The following is a 16280-nucleotide window of genomic DNA, read 5'->3' on the forward strand; positions in this document are numbered from 1 at the left end:
GCCGCCCCCCACGCAGTCTCGCCGCCTGAGGAGTTCTGATGCCGATTTTGGCAAGGATGCTCCCCGCCCCCCTCACGATGGAGGTCCGGCGGGGCGCGATCGCGCAGCTCGGCTCGTTGCTGGCCGACAGCCGGGTCGCCACCTCGGGACGGGTCGCCGTAGCGGTGGGCGCGAGCCAGGGCGACAGGATCGCCCAGGTCATCGCCCCTTCCCTCGGTGAGGCGAAGATCTTCCGGGTGCCCGACGGCACGGTCGACGCGGCCGTGTCCCTCGGCGCCGACCTCCGCAAGGGCGCCTACGAGGCCGTCGTCGGCGTCGGCGGCGGCAAGACCATCGACGCCACCAAGTACGCCGCGTCGCTGGCCGGGATCCCCATGGTGGCCGTGGCGACCAACCTGTCCCACGACGGCATCTGCTCGCCGGTCGCCTCCCTCGTCCACGAGGGAGGGAAGGGGTCGTTCGGCGTGCCGATGCCCCTCGCGATCATGGTGGACCTCGACTTCGTGCACGACGCCCCCGCGTCCCTGGTCCGGGCCGGCGTCGGCGACGTGGTCAGCAACCTGTCGGCCATCGAGGACTGGCAGCTCGGCAACACCGAGCGCGGCGAGCCCATCGACGGGCTGGCCATCGCCATGGCCCGGACGGCGGCCGAGTCGGTGATCGGGCGGGACGACTCCATCGAGTCGGACGCGTTCCTGACCGTCCTGGCCGAAGCTTTGATTCTCTCTGGTATGTCTATGGTCATCGCTGGGTCAAGCCGTCCGGGGAGTGGCGGCGATCATGAGATCCTTCATGCCGTGGATCAGCTGTTCCCAGGAACGTCCAACCACGGCGAGCTCGCCGGGATCGGCGCGGCGTTCTGCTTCTTCCTCCGTGAGGACGCACACCGCCTCGACCAGATAGCCGGCTGCCTCAGGCAGCACGGGCTGCCGGTCGTGCCGGAAGACGTCGGCCTGACGGCCGACCAGTTCACCGCCGCCGTGATGCTGGCCCCCAGCACCCGGCCCGGCCGTTACACCATCCTTGAGCACCTCCGCCTGTCGGAGGTCGAGGTCCGTGCGAGAGTTGAGGACTATGTCCGCGCCGTCGGTCGCTGAGATCCGCGCGGTCGCCCAGCCGCAGACCACGATGGACCGCCGCAGCGGCGAGCATTGGGCCGGCCTGTTGTACATGCGGCGGCTGTCCATCTACGGCACCTGGCTGCTTGCCAGGACGCCCATCACGCCCAACCAGGTCACCGGTCTGATGATCCTGTGCGGTGTGGCGGCGGGAGCCGTGCTGGCCCTGCCCGGGATCGGGGCGGCGGTCGGGGCCGCGCTGCTGATCCAGCTCTACCTGCTGCTCGACTGCTCGGACGGGGAGCTCGCCCGGTGGACGGGCCGCACGTCGATCACAGGGGTCTACCTCGACCGCGTCGGCCACTACTTCGCGGAGGCGGCTCTGCTGATCGGCCTGGGGTTCCGGGCGTCGCAGACCCTTCCCGACTGGTACACCGTGCTGGGCTTCGCCGCGGCGCTGGGCGCGATCCTGATCAAGTCGGAGACCGACCTGGTCGACGTCGCGCGGGCCCGTTCCGGCCTGGTCGCGGCCACCGAGGCGGCGGCCGGGCAGTTCGTGTCACGACGGCTGGGCCTCGCCCGCAGGATCGTCGGCGCGACCCGCTTCCACCGGGTCATCCAGGCCGTCGAGCTGTCGCTGATCGTCGTGGTGGCGGCCGTGCTCGACCTCTGGTTCCCGGCGACGCGGGTGCTCGTCGTCGCCTGCGCCGTCATCGCGGCGATCCAGCTCGTCCTGCACCTGGTGAGCATCCTGGCGTCGAGGCGGCTGTCGTGACCTGCTCCGGGCGAGTGAACCGTCACATTACGGGTAAGCGCCTGAGTCATCCGTATACCGTTGGTTTGGTAGGGGTTTCCCGGCAGTTCCGATACGCTTATTTTTTAGTAAACAGGCAGATTCCGGATGGCCCGGCCGTACAGACTCGGTGATCATGAAATCGTGTGTAGTCCGCCATACGTTGGGGCGATGACGCGATGAAGATTTCATGTGTCATCCTCACCATGGGAAACAGGGTCGCCGAGCTGGACCGCGCGGTGGAGTCCGCGCTCACGCAGACCGACGGCGACGTCGAAGTGGTGATCGTCGGAAACGGCGCGGACGTGCCGGCGCTCACGGCCGGGCCCCTGCCCGGCACCGCCGCCACGGTCAAGACAGTACGGCTCACGCGCAACGCGGGCATTCCAGAGGGCCGCAACCGAGGCGTCCAGGAGTGCTCCGGTGACGTGGTCCTCTTCCTGGACGACGACGGCTGGTATGCCAACCCGAAGGTCGCCGCGCACGTCCGTGAGCGGTTCACCCACGAGCCCGACCTCGCGGTGATCTCCTTCCGGGTCATGGACCCGGAGGGCGGATCGGTGCAGCGGCGGCACGTCCCCCGGCTCCGCGCGGGCGACCCCGAGCGGTCCTCTCCGGTCACGACGTTCCTCGGCGGCGCCTGCGCCATCCGCAAGTCGGCGTTCCTCCAGGTCGGCGGCCTGCCCGAGCGGTTCTTCTACGCCCATGAGGAGACCGACCTGGCCTGGCGGCTGCTCGGCGAGGGCTACCGCATCGAGTACGACGCCGAGACCGTCATGTACCACCCGCTGGTGCTGCCCAGCCGGCACGCCGACTTCTACCGGCTGAACGCGCGCAACCGCGTGTGGCTGGCCCGCCGCAACCTTCCCTGGCCTCTCGCCGTGCTGTACCTGCTGAACTGGGTCGTGCTCACGCTCGCCCGGGAGCGGTCGGCGGTGGCTCTCCGGGCCTGGTTCCGCGGGTTCGCCGAAGGGGTGCGCCAGGCGGCGGGCGAGCGGCGCCCGATGGCCTGGCGGACCGCCTGGCGCATGCTCCGCCTCGGCCGCCCGCCCATCGTCTAGCCGCACATCTCGTCCCCCTCCCCCCTCTCCCCGGCGTGATCATGCACAGATTCCGTGCCGGTCGTGCTGACCAGGCTGAACCTCGTGGGTGATCATGCACGGGATCCGTCTCGGTCGTGCGCTCGTCCAGGCCTCCGTCAGGGCTGGACGGTCTCCGCCTCCCCGAACAACATCGTGACGTGGCCGACGGTGCTCGTCATCAAGGCGGGCTTGGGGAGGCCCAGCTCGCTCAGCTCCTTGGCGATCGGATGGTTGCCCAGTCTGATCAGCGCCCCGCCGGGCCGCGACCGGACGCCGTGCGGGCGCGTCGTCCACGGGATGCGCCGGGTGACCCCGTCGAGATGGGCGTAGGCGCTCAGCGGCGCCGCCCCCTTTGTCCCGCTCGTGCCGTCGTGGCCGCCCCGGAGATCGGGCGTCCGCGCCGGTGGGAGCGGTATGCCGGGCCGGATCAGCAGGTCGACGACCAGCCGCCCGTCCTTGCGGACGATGCACCGCTTGTACGGCGTGGCCAGGCGCACGTCGATTTCCGCCAGTTCCTTGGGGAAGCCCCAGATGCTCCGCCCCGCCTCCAGCGTGAATCCCTGATCGACGGGCAGCCAGTGGACGAACGCGCCGAACCCGGATCCGCGCAGGTCCTTGAGACCGGCCAGGGGACCGCGTCGCGGCGGCGGACCGGCCTCGGGCGGCCGCACCAGGAACGCCACGCCGAACTCCTGGTAGGAGTCGAGGTCGGAGTCCCGATACTCCACGAAGGCCAGCGTGCAGACGGCCTTGCCCGGCAGCACCTCCGTGACGTCCATTCGGGAGTACGCGAGGACGGCTCGGGCGGCGTCGGCCCGGACGAGATACATGGCGCTGCAGATCGTGGCATCGCGGACCTCGACCGGCAGGTCGACCAGGCGGCCCTGAATGAGATGGCTTGCCATACCCCAAGTAGAACAAGCCCGGCCCTCCGGCGATAGCCGTACATGTGGCTGGGCGGGGGTATTCCCGTTGCCACTCGAAGACGGACTGATGCCGAGGAGTCTCCCCGGCTATCCCCGGCTAGACGGGGACGGCGCGGTTGCGGTGCCGGGCGGCGACGCGGGTCGGGACGTCGGCCCATTGTTCGAGCTGGGCGACGAAGTCCCGGGCCGCCGAAGGCCAGTGGTAGTGGCGCAGGGCTTCCGCGTGGCCGCGGGCGCCCATCGCGGCCCGTCGCTCGGGGGCGTCGCGCAGGTCCAGCACGGCCCGGGCCACGGTGTCCGCCACGGCGTCGACGTCCCCGAACGGCACGACGCTCCCGCAGCCGACCCGGTCCACCAGCGAGGCGGCCCTGGCCAGCGGAGTCGTGATCACCGGAATGCCGCGCGACATGTACTCGATGACCTTCGTCGGAGTGGAGTCGCGATAGTTCGGCACGTCGTGCAGGAGGGACAACCCCGCGAGGGCGCCCTCGGCCATCCGCAGAGCGTGCTGGTTCGGCACGTACCCGAACCAGTCGAGCACGCCCTCACGCTGGGCGTCCCGGAGCAGCGGCCGGATCTCGGCGTCCGCCGGGCCGATCAGGTCCAGCCGGATCTGGTGGGCCTTGAGCCGCCGCGCCAGCTCGACCATCTCGACCGCGCCGCGCGCCTCGGAGAGGTGGCCGACGTAGACGATCCGATTGTCGCCGGGCGGCGGGGGCGGCGTCTCCGGTACGTATGTGTGGTTCGGCACGACGGGGTGGTCCCCGGTGAACCGCTCGCGGTAGGACTCCTCCGCGAGGATCAGGTGCAGGCGGCGCTCCGCACGCCCCTCCATGCCCCGGATCAGCGGGGGCAGGACACCCCGCAGCGCGTCCGGAAGGTACGGCTTGGCCTCCAGCGCTCCGGCCGTGTCCTCGTGGACGTCCCACACCGTCGGCGGCCTCTTGCGGGGCAGCGCGAGCAGCAGCTCGATGTCATGGACGAGAAGCAGGTCGGCGTCCTTGACGCCCCTTCCGATCGCCGCCCGCGCCGCCTTGAGGGCCTTGCCCCGGCGCAGGCCGACCGCCCGTGGCACGTCGATGGGCCGGATCCCCTGCTGCGGCGTCACGTTGCAGTGGGTGAACGGCGCGATGAAGGTGACGTCGTGTCCGGCGTCGAGAAGTGCCCGGATCTGCCGATGCGTGATCCGCGCGTCCTCCGGATGATGCACTATCGTGCCGACACATACCCTCATAGAGCGAGGCTTGCCGTCCGGTCCGAAGTGTCCGGATGCGCCGGGTGAATGGGCCCCGAACTGCGGCTGAACATCCTGCTACGCGTGTGATCCCGAAGCCTGGGCGCCCGCCCCGCTGAGCTCGGCCGCGGGCTTCTGCGACTGCCGGTAGAGCCACGTCAGGCGCGGTTCGAGCAGCCACTTGAACACCGTGCGGGTGATCGGCATGCAGAGCACGATGGCGAGGGCGAAGCACGCGCTGGCGATGGCGGCAACGCCCAGCGGGCCGTACAACCAGGGGACGTTCAGCCAGCCCATCTCTTTGGCGATCAGCACCGGCACGCCGTGCAGCAGGTAGCAGTACAGCGTGCGGGTGCCGAGGTCGGAGAACCAGGTCTCCCGCCGGGGGATCAGCGACATCACGGCCGCCGACATGGTGAGCGCGGCGGCGAGCAGCGCCATCCGCAGGGCCATGCCCTTCCACCAGATCAGGTGCAGGTCGTTGTAGCTGTTCTTGTAGTAGATGGGGTCGAGCTTGATGGAGTAGTTGCTGACCAGGTAGACGGCCGCGGCCGCCGCGCCGAGCAGCACGAGGACGGACAGCACCCGGACCCAGGCGCGCTTCAGGAAGTCGAACAGCCCCGGCTTGATCACGAGACCCAGGACGAAGAACGGCATCAGCCCGAAGAACCGGTCCATGCTGAAGTCGCCGGGCAACTCCGACAGGCCCGAGAAGAGGTACACGATCATCGCGATGAGCATCGGATAACGCATGCGCTTCCACACCGGCGTCGAGAGCCGCCAGAACAGTAGCGCGATCAGGTACCAGTTCAGCCACGCCGGGTCGATGATCGTGATGCTCCACTTGTGCCCCAGGGCGGCCCGGAGCGCGGCGTAGCCGACCTCGACGATGACGTACGGCACCAGGAAGGTGTCGACCAGCTTGTTCGTCTTCGCATTGGAGTTCCAGAAGTTCCTGGAGAGGTAGCCGCTGATGACGACGAACAGCGGCATGTGGAAGACGTAGATGAACAGATAGGCCGCCCGGGCGGAATCGGCTGCCAGGGTGGGGACCAGCGAGTGCCCGGTGACCACGAGCGCGATCAGGACGAACTTGACGTTGTCCAGGTACGGCTCGCGCGGCCGCTTGGCCTCTGGCGCGGGCTCCAGCTCCTGCTCGGGCTGCGGCCCGTCCCAGTCGGCCGGTACGGCGGGCCGTACGGGATGGGGGGCGAACTGGTCGAGGGCGAACTGGTCGAGCGCCGCCGGGGACGCCTGGGCCCAGGCGGGCAGCGGAAGCGGGTGCTCGACGGGCCGGTCGTCGGTCGTGCCGGTCCTGCCGAGGGACTGTTGGCCCCCCGTCGCGCGTGCCGGTCCCGTCGGGTCCGCCGCGCCCGCTGGGCCCGTCTCCTGGGCGCCGCGCCGCCACGGGTCCCACGAGCCGGAAGGCGACGCGAGGTCAGACGCGAGGTCAGACGCGAGGTCAGACGCGAGGTCATCGGGAAGCTCGGGCCACTCGGGGCCCTGGGCTCCGCGGACGGCGCTCCCGAAGGTGACCTGCGGAGTGGGCAGGTCCGCCGGAGGCCGCGCGGGAGCCGGGAAGTCCTGCGGTCCGGTGTTATTGAAAGGGGTGCCCTGGAAAGCGGTGCTCTGGATGCCGCTGCCGTGGAGATCGCTGCTGTGGGGATCGCTGCTGTGGGGATCGGCTTGGGGGCCGGTCCCGATGTGGAAGGTCGGCCGCTGCGGGGACGCGGCGCGGGGATCCCCCTGCGCTGTTCGAGACGAGGGCCGGGCCGGTGAGTTCGGGTCGCCCTGCGCGGAGCCCGAGAAGTAGTCGAACCCCTCCGGGGGTGTCGCCAGCTCGGGCTGCCGGCCCGGTCCGGCCGCCCCCTTCTTGCGCGGCTGCCGTACGGGCAGCGGTGGCCTGTCGCGTTGTGCCTGGTTCTCGGACCCCTGGGGCCCCACGAAAGCGCCGCCCGAGGGGAACTGGCGGATGGCCCCGTCACGCGTGACTCCTGTCGCTCCCGGTCCGGGCTGTTGCGAGGCGTTGGGAGTCGAGCCGGGGGATGCTTGGTCTTTCGCCGCGGGGGGAAGCCCGTCGCCGTCCTGAGCCGGCCCGTCGACGGTGATGCGGCTGATCACGCCGGTCGGCGCGTCTTCGGCATCGGGGGTGACGCCTGGCCTCGTAACCGGAACCGGAGGGTGCTGGCGGGTGTCACTCACGAGAAAAACGCTCTGCTATCTGTTGGAGGCTCGGGGGGCGGTCGCGTCTCGCGAATCCTCGAGATCCGCAGACCTGTGTCCTGGGTCGGACCCTAGCGAAGGCGCCCCGACGGATCAGCCGAACGGGCGAACAGGGCGCGTTCGCCAGATCCCCCACCCTAACGTCATCGCGATCAGATGTCGCGCCTGGGCCGAAACGTAACCGATGTGACACCAGTTGAGATCTTCGTCAAACACCGCGGCCCCTCGACTCCGCCTCCCAGGTGGCCCTCCTATGGCGGGGCTCAGCTGGCGCAGATGTTGGTCTCGGACGTGACGGCGTTGTCCCCGACCTGGAGGGGGACTCGGACGCCCTTCCAGTCGGCTCCGACGACGAGTTGGATCACCGGACCCGGCACGCGGCCCTTCGGCGCGTCAGGCGGCGGAGAAGTCGGAGTGAACGGCTGTGCCGGGCCGCTCGCCGCCTTGCCGGTCTCGGGAGAGACCGGAATCAGCAGCTTGCCGGCCAGAAGCTTGGCGTAGTCCCAGCCCTGCCCGGTGTAGCGGATCATCGTCTTCGGCTGGTCGGTGCCGTCGGCCTTCCGGGCGTCGCCGACTCCGACGACCTTGAAGCCCTGGGCGGCGAGGGCCTCCGCCACTTCCTTGCCCCTGCCGGCGGTGTTGGTGCCGTTGTAGACCTCGACCTTGACCTGCTGTGGCTCAGTGATCGCGGGACCCGCGGGCTTGGTCGGGGCGCTGGACGCCCCGCCGGACGCGGCGGCGCTCGGGGTGGCCGACGGGGTCACCTGCGTGTCGCCGTTGATGCCGGCGAACAGATTGTTCGCGTCCGGCTGCTTCCAGACGACCCGCGCCTGGGGGTTCGCCGGGTCGGGAATCCATGGCACCGTGGTGGCCTTGAAGCCCTTCGCGCTCAGCTTCGACGCGCTCTGGGCAATCTGGATCAGCGCCTCGGTGTTGAGCGCGTCGTCCATCGTCACGGACTTGGCCGCCGCGGTAATGAAGCCGGTCAGCTTGGGGATGTCGGTGAGCAGAGCGCTGCTCGTCGCCTTCTTCACCACCTGGGAGATGAAGACCTGCTGACGCTTGATCCGCCCGATGTCGCTGCCGTCGCCGATGTGATGACGCAGGCGCACGTAGGCGAGGGCGGTTTCCCCCATAACCAAGTGCTTGCCCTTGGTCAGGTTGAACTTTGCCTGCCTGTCGTTCACATCCTGCGGCAGGCAGATCTGGATCCCGCCCAGGGCGTTCACGATGTTCTTGAAGCCGGTGAAGTCGACCTTCACATAGTGGTCGATGCGGATCTGTGTGAGGCTCTCGATGGTCCGCCGCGTGCAGATCATGCCGCCGTCACTGAACGCGGAGTTGATCATGCCCAGATGTGGGGGGACGGCTGCCCCGGTTCTGGAGTAGCACTTGGGGATCATCACCATCGAGTCGCGGGGGAAGCTGATCAGTGTCGCCCCGTCGCGATTGGGAGACACGTGCAGCAGCATGATCGTGTCCGTCCGCTCGCCGTCGTTGACGAGGTGCTGGCCGTACTTCTTGTTGTCCCCGGCTCGGGTGTCCGACCCGACGAGGAGCACGTTGATCGCCCCTGTCTGGTTCTCCGGGCGGTTCTTGTCGAGGTCGTCGGTGGACGCTCCCCGGTTGAAGAGGCCGAACGTGTCCCGGTAGAACTTGTACGCGGTCAGCGTGCCGATCACCAGGACGCTTGTCAGGACGACGCTGATCCAGCCCGCCACGCTCAGGCCGCGCCTGCCGCCGCCACCACGACCCCGGCGTCGTGGCTCGTCGTCGTGAGGGACGTCGGGAGGTACGGAGCCGCCGCCCGGCGCCCTGCGGGGAGCCGTGGGTCCGGTGTAGTCCTCCGCATAACTCTCCGCTCCCCTGGTGCCTCTGCCTCCCCGGGCGCCTCCGGCGTACGCGACGGTCTGCTCGCTGTCGTAGGCCGGCTCGTCCTCGGAGCCGCGCCTGCGACGGCGTCGCCTGGGGGCGTCGTCCTCGCCCAAGTCTTCGCCGTACGTTCCCTTGCCGGGGGAGACGTCGGCCGCGTGGCCGCTGCGGCGGCCACGCGGGGGGCCGTAGGAGTCGCCCCCGTGGGACGGGTCCCCGCGACCGTCAGGGGCCGGGGGTGCGTAGCCGGGAGCAGACGCGTAATCGGGGGTGTAGGCCCCCCGTCCCGGGGTAGCGGCTCCGTAGCCCCCTCGGCCTCCGGAGTGATCGAAGGCGCCGCCGTACGAGTCGGAGACGGTGTCGGAGGGGCCCCAGACCTTCTGGTCGGATGTCGCGGGAGGCGCCGCCTGGTTGCGGGCGGCGCGGCGGCGGTCGCTCAACGGGCTCTCCTCGCCTGGAGGATCGCCGGACGTGTGGGCGAACAGTTGGAGCTACTACTGCTTCGCTCGCACACTTGTCCTCCTTGCCTGGCGATCACTCATCGCGCTCACGAGATTAGTCACGCGAGCATGTGAGAGCGCCGCGATCGGTGGATTCGGGGCGGCGATCACGCCGTCCCGCACCGGGATGATCTGACGGGGAAGCATACTAAAACCCGGACATTTCAGGGTATGCACAAAACCGGGGCTTTACTCGGATTTCACTTTGTCGGCTGTGGTCCCAGGTCGCGGGCGGGTTCGAGGACGAGGACCGGGCGGATGGCCATGGCGGCGGCAAGACATGCCAGCGGCACCACGGGCAGCACGTACCGATAGTCGAACTCGGCGGTGGCCGGCGGCACCACCAGTAACACCAGCGCCGCCACCCACGTCAGGGACACCCCCTTTGTGGTGATCATGCATAATTTCCCGGGCATGGCGCCCGCCTGGGCGGACTTCCGGCGTGACCATGCACGGGCCCCGGCCATCGCCGGCGGCACGAGGAGAACGGCCAGCAGCAGCGAGCCGGGCATGAACGCCACCCTCTGGTAGGCCCGCATCCAGGCGGCGTACGGCTCGGCGATCCGCACGGTGAGCGAGCCCTCCTCGTACTGCTCGGCGAACATCTTCCCGACGACCGCCGGGTGGCGTCCCGGCGGAGGCGGCACCGTGGCGGGGAACTCGTAATACCCGTAGGTCTCGGGGTTCGGGTAGATGGGCCGCCCATCGGCGAACGAACGGCCCAGCTCGCTGAGCACCGAGCCCGCGTAGTCGAGCGGCTGGCTCCGGATGGCGAGCCAGGCGAACCGCCCGGCCAGCGTGTCGGTCTCGCGGGTGAACGTGATGCCGGGCAGCCGCACCAGCGGAGAGGCGGCGTCCCAGATGTACTCCTGCGACGGCGGCCGGCTTTCCGGTGGCCGGGGGTCGCACAGCACCGCCACGTCGGGGGGCGGCCTCATGACCACGCAGTCGGCGAAGGCCATCGTGCGGGAGTAGAGGAACACCCCGTTCGCCCCCACGAGCCCCACCCGGTGATTGGTGGCGTAGAACCAGCCGCCGTAGGCGCCGATGGGCACCAGCGCGGCCAGCAGGAACGCCACCAGCGACCGCCGAACCGTCCTTCCCGCCCCATCGCGGTAGCCGTACCAGAGGAGGAAGAAGGCGAAGACGGCGATCAACGGCAGGCCGACGGTCCTGGTCAGGGTGGCGGCGGCGAGGAGCAGGCCGACGGCGGCGGCCGTCCACGGGGAGGGGCCCCGGGTGAGCGTGAGGCACGCCGCCGCGACGATCAGGAAGGTGAAGAGTGAGTCGGAGACGAGCAGGTGCTCCAGCTCGATCTGGTACGCGTCGAGCAGCACCGGGACGGAGGCCAGGATCCCGGCCCAGGCGGGCGCACCCCGGCGGAGGACGGTCAGGTAGACCATCACGCCGACGGCCAGGCCGAGCAGGTGCTGGACGAACGTGACCACGGCGAAGCTGTGCAGCGGCTCCAGCAAGCGTAGGAATATCGGGTAGCCCGCCGGACGCACGAGATCGGGCCGGAGCCGCATGGCTGTCACGACATAGGTGTAGGAGTCCGGAAACCAGAGCGCGGGCCGGTATCCGATCATGGTGACGATACGGAGGAGGGCCCCGAGGCCGAGCACTCCGAGAAACCACCTGTGCGTCCGAGCCCAAGGCGCGACGCGCCTGATCTGCGCCACCCTCACTCCCGCCCCCGATGGTCTCCCGGCGTACGCTACCGGCTCCCGGCGCCGGCTGTGGCCTGCGTTCGGCGTCGAGGACAGGGCTGCGGACTCACCTGCGGACTCGCCGGCGCCATGCCGACGTCATATGGCAGATCAGGTCGCCGGGACGGGTGATTGTCGGACCAAGCGGCTACGCTCGCCTCATTCCAACGAACCGATTCGATCGCTCCCAGTGGCGGACCACATGGCCGTCGGCGGGCCGGGTGCTCGCCGTCCTCTCCGCCGTGCCCGCGCTCGCTCTGAGCGGGTGGCTGCTCGCCGGGCTGCCGCTGCTGCTGCTCGGGTGGTTCCGGCCGCTGCCCATGGTGCTGTTCGGCGGAGGCCTGGCCGTCCTTCTGTGCGTGTACGGCCTGCGCCGCCTGCCGGAGACGGTGGAGTCGGCGGCCTGGCAGACGGCGGCAGTGCTCGGCATCGCCGTGGCGTCGGGCGTGTTCAACGGGTTCTTTCATGGCGAGCAGCTGATCGTCCGGCGTGATCCGGCCACCTATGCGCAGTACGCCATCTGGCTGGCCCGGCATGGGTCCCTGCCCATCCCCTTCGGCGACTTCGGCGCCCCGGATCCGGCCCTGCGGTTCGCCAGCATGGGTTTCTTCGGCTGGGACGGCGGGATCGTCCCGCAGTTCATGGCCGGGCCTCCCATGATCCTTGCGATCGGCCACTGGCTCGGCGGCGTCCCCGGGCTTCTGCTCGTGCCGCCGGTCCTCGGGGCGCTCGCGGTGCTGACCTTCGCCGGGACGGTCGCGCGCCTGGTCGGCGCCCGGTGGGCCCCCCTGGCGGCGCTGGTCTTCGCGGTGAGCCTGCCCATCCTCTATACGTCCCGGACGACGTTCAGCGAGATCCCGTCGCTGATCCTGCTGTTCGGCGGCATGAGCCTGCTGCTCGACGCCCGGTTCCGGCTGCGGGCGGCCCTCCTGGGAGTGGGGTTCCTGCCTGCGGCGCCTCACCTGGCGGCCCCGGATCCAGGCCCTCCCGAGGGGGCTCGACCGGTGGGCCTGGCGACCAGACGTTCGCGCAGGCTGTCGGGGGCGCTCGCGGCGGCCAGGAACGCTCAGTCCAGCGGCGCCCCGTTGACGGCGGCCCTGGCGGGGCTCGCGTTCGGGGTGGCCCTGCTCGTGCGCATCGACGGCCTCCGCGACGTGCTCCCCGTGCTCGCGTTCGCCGGTTTGCTAATCGCCCTCGGCCGGGTGTCCCGCGCACGGCGCAGCGCCGACAAGGACGCCTCCGGGGAGACCGGCCTCGGGTCGATCGGCTCGGTCGAGAGTTCAGTCGCGACCTCCCCTGAGGGCGGCGATCCGGGGGAGGATGGCGGAAGGGAAAGCGCGGCAGCGGGCAGCGCGGCTCGGGTTGACGCGTTGGGGGGCGGCGCGGCGGGGAGCCGGACTGCCGCCCTGCGGACGTTTCCCGAGGGACGGCTCGGCGTTCCTTTACTGGCCGGGCTGGCCATTGGGGCGGCGTACGGGTTCGTGGCCTGCTATGTGCTCGCCCGGCCCTACCTGAACTACCTGTCCGGATCGCTCAAGCCGCTGCTCGCGATCTGCGTGGCCTTCGTCGTGCTCACCGTTGCCGGTACGGCTCTCGCGCCCCGGATCGCGGCCCGGGTGAACGGGTCCTCCGGGGGCCGGTTCGCCAGGAGGCTGCCGGACCTCGCGGCCGCTCTCGTGGTGCTGGTCGTGGCCGGCCTCGCCGTACGGCCATGGATCCAGACGGAGCATCGCTGGCCGGTCACGCGGGAAGACATCGTGACGGCCGGCTTCATAGAGAACACCCAGCGTGCCAACCATCTGCCCCTCGATGGCACGCGGCTCTACTACGAAGACTCGCTCTACTGGGTGTTCTGGTACGTGGGTGTTCCGGTGGTCGTGCTGGCCACACTGGCGGCGGCCGTACTGGTGCGCCGCCTGGTCCGGGGGCGGGAGTTCGGCTGGCTGCTGCCTCTGGCGATCATCGGCTGGACGACCGTGACGACGCTGTGGCGCCCCGCCATCACGCCCGACCACCCGTGGGCCTCGCGCAGGCTGGTGCCGATCGTCATTCCGGGGATGATCCTCCTCGCGGTGTGGGGGCTGCGCTGGGTGCGGGAGAGGGTCCGGAGGGCGGGGTACGGCTCGCGGCTGGTGGTGACGGTCGGCGCGGCGCTGCTGGTGGTGCCCGCCGCGATCACCTCGATCGGCACCGCCTTCACCCCCGTGAACCGGGGCGAGGCGGCCGAGTCGGCGAGACTGTGCGCGGCCATTCCCCGGAACGGCTCCGTGCTCATCATCGAGCGGGCCACGGGCGACCGTTTCACCCAGCTCGTGCGCGGCCAGTGCGGCGTGCCCACCGCCAGGGTCGCCTTCCCCCAAGGGAAGGACGTGCCGCTGAGCTCCGATGTCGAGCGCCTGATCGACAAGGTCCGGCGTACCGGGCGGCTTCCGGTGCTGCTCGCGGCCGAGCCACGCCAGCTCGCCCCGTACGGCGCGCCCGTCCAGGTCGTGAAACTCCGCACCCGCCAGGACGAGCGATCCCTGGTGGACCCGCCCAACGGCACCTGGAATCTGATCATCGACGTCTGGATGACGATCCCGGCCTGATTGAGCGTCCAGGTGGTAGCTCCCAGCTCTGCTCGCAACTGAGAAGCGTTGATTCGGCAACGCTTCTCAGTTGGCCTCAAACGCATGGAGCGGGACGAGGCCGAGGCGGCACTCAACGTAGTCGGGGCCTCCGGGGTGTGCACCGCTCGTGTCTGCCCGTGGGCCGGGCTGCCGCTGGTCTTATCCGTGTCGCGGACCGGCTCATCATGGGGGGTCGGTGTCGTTAGGGTCGTCTACATGCATTTGTCCCCGGAGCCGCCCGATTCCCCGGAGCCACCCGTAAGCGAGGAGTTGTCCTTCGGCGACGACCGGGAACCACGGCTTGGCGGTTGGCTGAGGGCGCATCGCGGGTTGGTCGGCGTGGTGGCGCTTTCCGTACTGCTGCTCGCCGGGGTGTCGGTGGGCGGTTGGGTGCTCTACCAGCGCTTCCGGCAACCCCTGCCACCCCCGGAAGGCCCCTGGCCCCAGACGGGGTATCTCACGGTGTTTCTCTGCCGTGAGGATGACCCTTTCGAGCCGTGCCGTGATCGTGGGGGCATAACCGCCGAGGAAAAGCGGGCGGTAGAGGCAGTGCTCAGGACCAGCTCGGTAATCAAGAAAGTTCGTTTCGAGACGCAGGAAGAGGCTCTGGCGAATTTCCGGGCGACGATCTTGCCGAAGGCGATGAAAGAAGATCCTTCGCGGGCTGCTCTCCTGAAGGATGTTGAAGCAGCCGATCTTCCGGCGTCCTATCACGGCACGCTGGGGGCGGGGGACTGGAACACAGTGGTCCAGAGGTTGGAGGGGCTCCCGGGAATTTCGAAGTTCTATCTTACTCATGAGAACTTCTGGCTGGGAAAGGCGGACCTCTGGATCCCGCTCTGTCCTCAAATCGGGGGCTATCTCGAGCCATGCACAGGACATGGCGAGGCCACCGCGGCCGAGAAGCAGGCCATCCTTGACCGTATTCGGAGCCTGCCTGGAGTCGACGTCGTCTATTTCGAGGACAGCGCGCACGGACTCAAGGTGCTTCGCCATTCGTGGTGGCATGGGGGCGGGACGGATAACCCCGCCCAGGTGCCGGAGTCGTTCTACGTCAAGTTTATGAAGCCTCCAGTGACGCGGGATATCGCGAAGTCGCTCGCCGGTTTGCCGGGCCTGGCTGGGGTATGGGAGGTTCCCGGCTCCTCAGGCTGAGTGGGCGTCGTATGACCGTGCCTAACAACGCCGTCAAGCGGCCGCATCGCGCTCATGGGAGGCGGAGCAGCACGGGCGCCAGATTGCGCTGTGTCGCGGAAGGCGGGTGATCTTGGCGGGTCGGTGTCGTTAGGGTCGTCTACATGTATTTGTCCCCGGAGCCGCACGATTCCCCGGATGCCCCCGAGGGCGAAGAGTTGTCCTTCGGTGACGACCGGGAACCACGGCTTGGCGGTTGGCTGAGGGCGCATCGCCGGCTGGTCGGCGTGGTGGCGCTCTCCGCTCTGCTGCTCGCCGGGGCATCGGTCGGCGGCTGGGTGCTCTACCAGCGCTCCCGCCAGCCCCTTCCACCCCCCGACGGCCCCTGGCCCCAAACCGGGACCTTCTCAGCGTTCCTCTGTCAGGGAGGAGATGCTGCCTCGGAAGCCTGCAGCGATCGCGGGGCGGTCACCGGCGAGGAGAAGCAGGCCGTGGCGGCAGTGCTCAACACCAGCCCGGTGGTCAAAGATTTCCACTTCGAGACACAGGAAGAGGCTTTGGCGAACTTCCGCGCACTGCCTGGAGCGGAGGAAGACCCTACGCACGAAGCTCTGCTGGACACCATCGAAGCAGCCGATCTGCCGGAGTCGTATCGCGGCGCCATCGGACCCGGAGATTGGCGGGCGCTGAAGCGCCGTCTTGAGGCACTGCCAGATGTCTCCCGCGTTTACGTTTTCCGGGACCACTTCTGGTGGGGGAAAGCGAACTTGTCGATCGCACTCTGCCCCCAGGCGGCCGGGATCTACGAGCGGTGTGAAGGGCGTGGAGCGGCCAGCCAGGCGGAAAAGGACGACGTTCTTGGCCGCATCCATGCCCTCCCAGGCGTGGAGGCCGTCTATTTCGAGGATCGCGCACACGCTCTGAAGGTGTGGCGTCACGTTTGGTGGCAGGGGGCGGTCACAAATAGAGATCTCCCCAATTTGCCGGAGGCTTACTACGTGAAGCTGACCGCGCCACCGGTGATCCGGGATATCAGAAAATCCTTCGCCGGCGTGGCCGGTGTGGCGCAAGTGAGTGACGTTTCGGGACCGTAGGCGGAGGCCGAAGCCGTACCAGTACCGCGATGTGAGGTCGTGGTTT

The 16280-nt window shown here is 69.3% G+C and carries 11 protein-coding genes; 6 read left to right on the forward strand and 5 right to left on the reverse strand.

Features of this window, described 5'->3' with window-relative positions:
- The first annotated feature begins 56 nt into the window (after positions 1-56).
- From ABH927_RS21265 to ABH927_RS21275, 3 genes are all read left to right on the forward strand, one after another.
- On the forward strand, positions 57-1097 hold the full coding sequence (locus tag ABH927_RS21265) for an iron-containing alcohol dehydrogenase family protein (protein WP_370024123.1): 1041 nt from the start codon (positions 57-59) through the stop codon (positions 1095-1097).
- On the forward strand, positions 1075-1833 hold the full coding sequence (locus tag ABH927_RS21270; protein WP_370024005.1) for a CDP-alcohol phosphatidyltransferase family protein: 759 nt from the start codon (positions 1075-1077) through the stop codon (positions 1831-1833). The genes ABH927_RS21265 and ABH927_RS21270 overlap by 23 nt, the downstream gene beginning before the upstream one ends.
- 197 nt (positions 1834-2030) lie before the next feature.
- The gene (locus ABH927_RS21275) at positions 2031-2912 is read left to right on the forward strand and encodes a glycosyltransferase family 2 protein (RefSeq protein WP_370024006.1); all 882 of its coding nucleotides are present in this window, start codon (positions 2031-2033) and stop codon (positions 2910-2912) included.
- Between the two features lie 137 nt (positions 2913-3049).
- Here the strand turns inward: ABH927_RS21275 and ABH927_RS21280 are convergent, their stop codons facing one another.
- The 5 genes from ABH927_RS21280 to ABH927_RS21300 all read right to left on the reverse strand — a co-directional run bounded on the left by ABH927_RS21280 (position 3050) and on the right by ABH927_RS21300 (position 11277).
- A complete protein-coding gene (locus tag ABH927_RS21280; RefSeq protein WP_370024007.1) occupies positions 3050-3838 on the reverse strand; it encodes an acetoacetate decarboxylase family protein in 789 nt (262 codons plus the stop codon).
- A 118-nt stretch (positions 3839-3956) separates the two neighbouring features.
- Positions 3957-5093 carry a glycosyltransferase gene (locus ABH927_RS21285; protein WP_370024008.1) on the reverse strand — a complete coding sequence of 379 codons (1137 nt, stop codon included), beginning with the start codon at positions 5091-5093 and terminating at the stop codon, positions 3957-3959.
- A gap of 78 nt (positions 5094-5171) precedes the next feature.
- Complete coding sequence (locus tag ABH927_RS21290) at positions 5172-7295, reverse strand: acyltransferase family protein (protein WP_370024009.1); 2124 nt, start codon at positions 7293-7295, stop codon at positions 5172-5174.
- 284 nt (positions 7296-7579) lie between these two features.
- Entirely contained in the window at positions 7580-9628 is a 2049-nt protein-coding gene (locus tag ABH927_RS21295) for an LCP family protein (RefSeq protein WP_370024010.1), read from the reverse strand.
- A 260-nt stretch (positions 9629-9888) separates the two neighbouring features.
- Positions 9889-11277 carry a hypothetical protein gene (locus ABH927_RS21300; RefSeq protein WP_370024011.1) on the reverse strand — a complete coding sequence of 463 codons (1389 nt, stop codon included), beginning with the start codon at positions 11275-11277 and terminating at the stop codon, positions 9889-9891.
- A gap of 341 nt (positions 11278-11618) precedes the next feature.
- On the opposite strand from ABH927_RS21300, the gene ABH927_RS21305 reads away from it, so the two are divergent.
- The 3 genes from ABH927_RS21305 (at position 11619) to ABH927_RS21315 (ending at position 16234) form a co-directional block, all read left to right on the forward strand.
- Complete coding sequence (locus ABH927_RS21305; RefSeq protein ID WP_370024012.1) at positions 11619-13985, forward strand: hypothetical protein; 2367 nt, start codon at positions 11619-11621, stop codon at positions 13983-13985.
- 291 nt (positions 13986-14276) lie between these two features.
- The gene (locus tag ABH927_RS21310; RefSeq protein ID WP_370024013.1) at positions 14277-15161 is read left to right on the forward strand and encodes a permease-like cell division protein FtsX; all 885 of its coding nucleotides are present in this window, start codon (positions 14277-14279) and stop codon (positions 15159-15161) included.
- A gap of 143 nt (positions 15162-15304) precedes the next feature.
- A complete protein-coding gene (locus ABH927_RS21315; protein ID WP_370024014.1) occupies positions 15305-16234 on the forward strand; it encodes a permease-like cell division protein FtsX in 930 nt (309 codons plus the stop codon).
- Positions 16235-16280 lie beyond the last annotated feature (46 nt).

This window comes from Planotetraspora sp. GP83 (assembly GCF_041262585.1).
Classification (GTDB): domain Bacteria; phylum Actinomycetota; class Actinomycetes; order Streptosporangiales; family Streptosporangiaceae; genus JAOEGB01.

Excerpts from the sequence above, each read along its gene's own strand:
- ABH927_RS21280 (WP_370024007.1), bottom strand. The coding sequence starts at position 3,838 with ATGGCAAGCCATCTCATTCAGGGCCGCCTGGTCGACCTGCCGGTCGAG.
- ABH927_RS21270 (WP_370024005.1), top strand. The coding sequence starts at position 1,075 with ATGTCCGCGCCGTCGGTCGCTGAGATCCGCGCGGTCGCCCAGCCGCAG.
- ABH927_RS21265 (WP_370024123.1), top strand. The coding sequence starts at position 57 with ATGCTCCCCGCCCCCCTCACGATGGAGGTCCGGCGGGGCGCGATCGCG.
- ABH927_RS21315 (WP_370024014.1), top strand. The coding sequence starts at position 15,305 with ATGTATTTGTCCCCGGAGCCGCACGATTCCCCGGATGCCCCCGAGGGC.
- ABH927_RS21275 (WP_370024006.1), top strand. The coding sequence starts at position 2,031 with ATGAAGATTTCATGTGTCATCCTCACCATGGGAAACAGGGTCGCCGAG.
- ABH927_RS21285 (WP_370024008.1), bottom strand. The coding sequence starts at position 5,093 with ATGAGGGTATGTGTCGGCACGATAGTGCATCATCCGGAGGACGCGCGG.
- ABH927_RS21300 (WP_370024011.1), bottom strand. The coding sequence starts at position 11,277 with ATGATCGGATACCGGCCCGCGCTCTGGTTTCCGGACTCCTACACCTAT.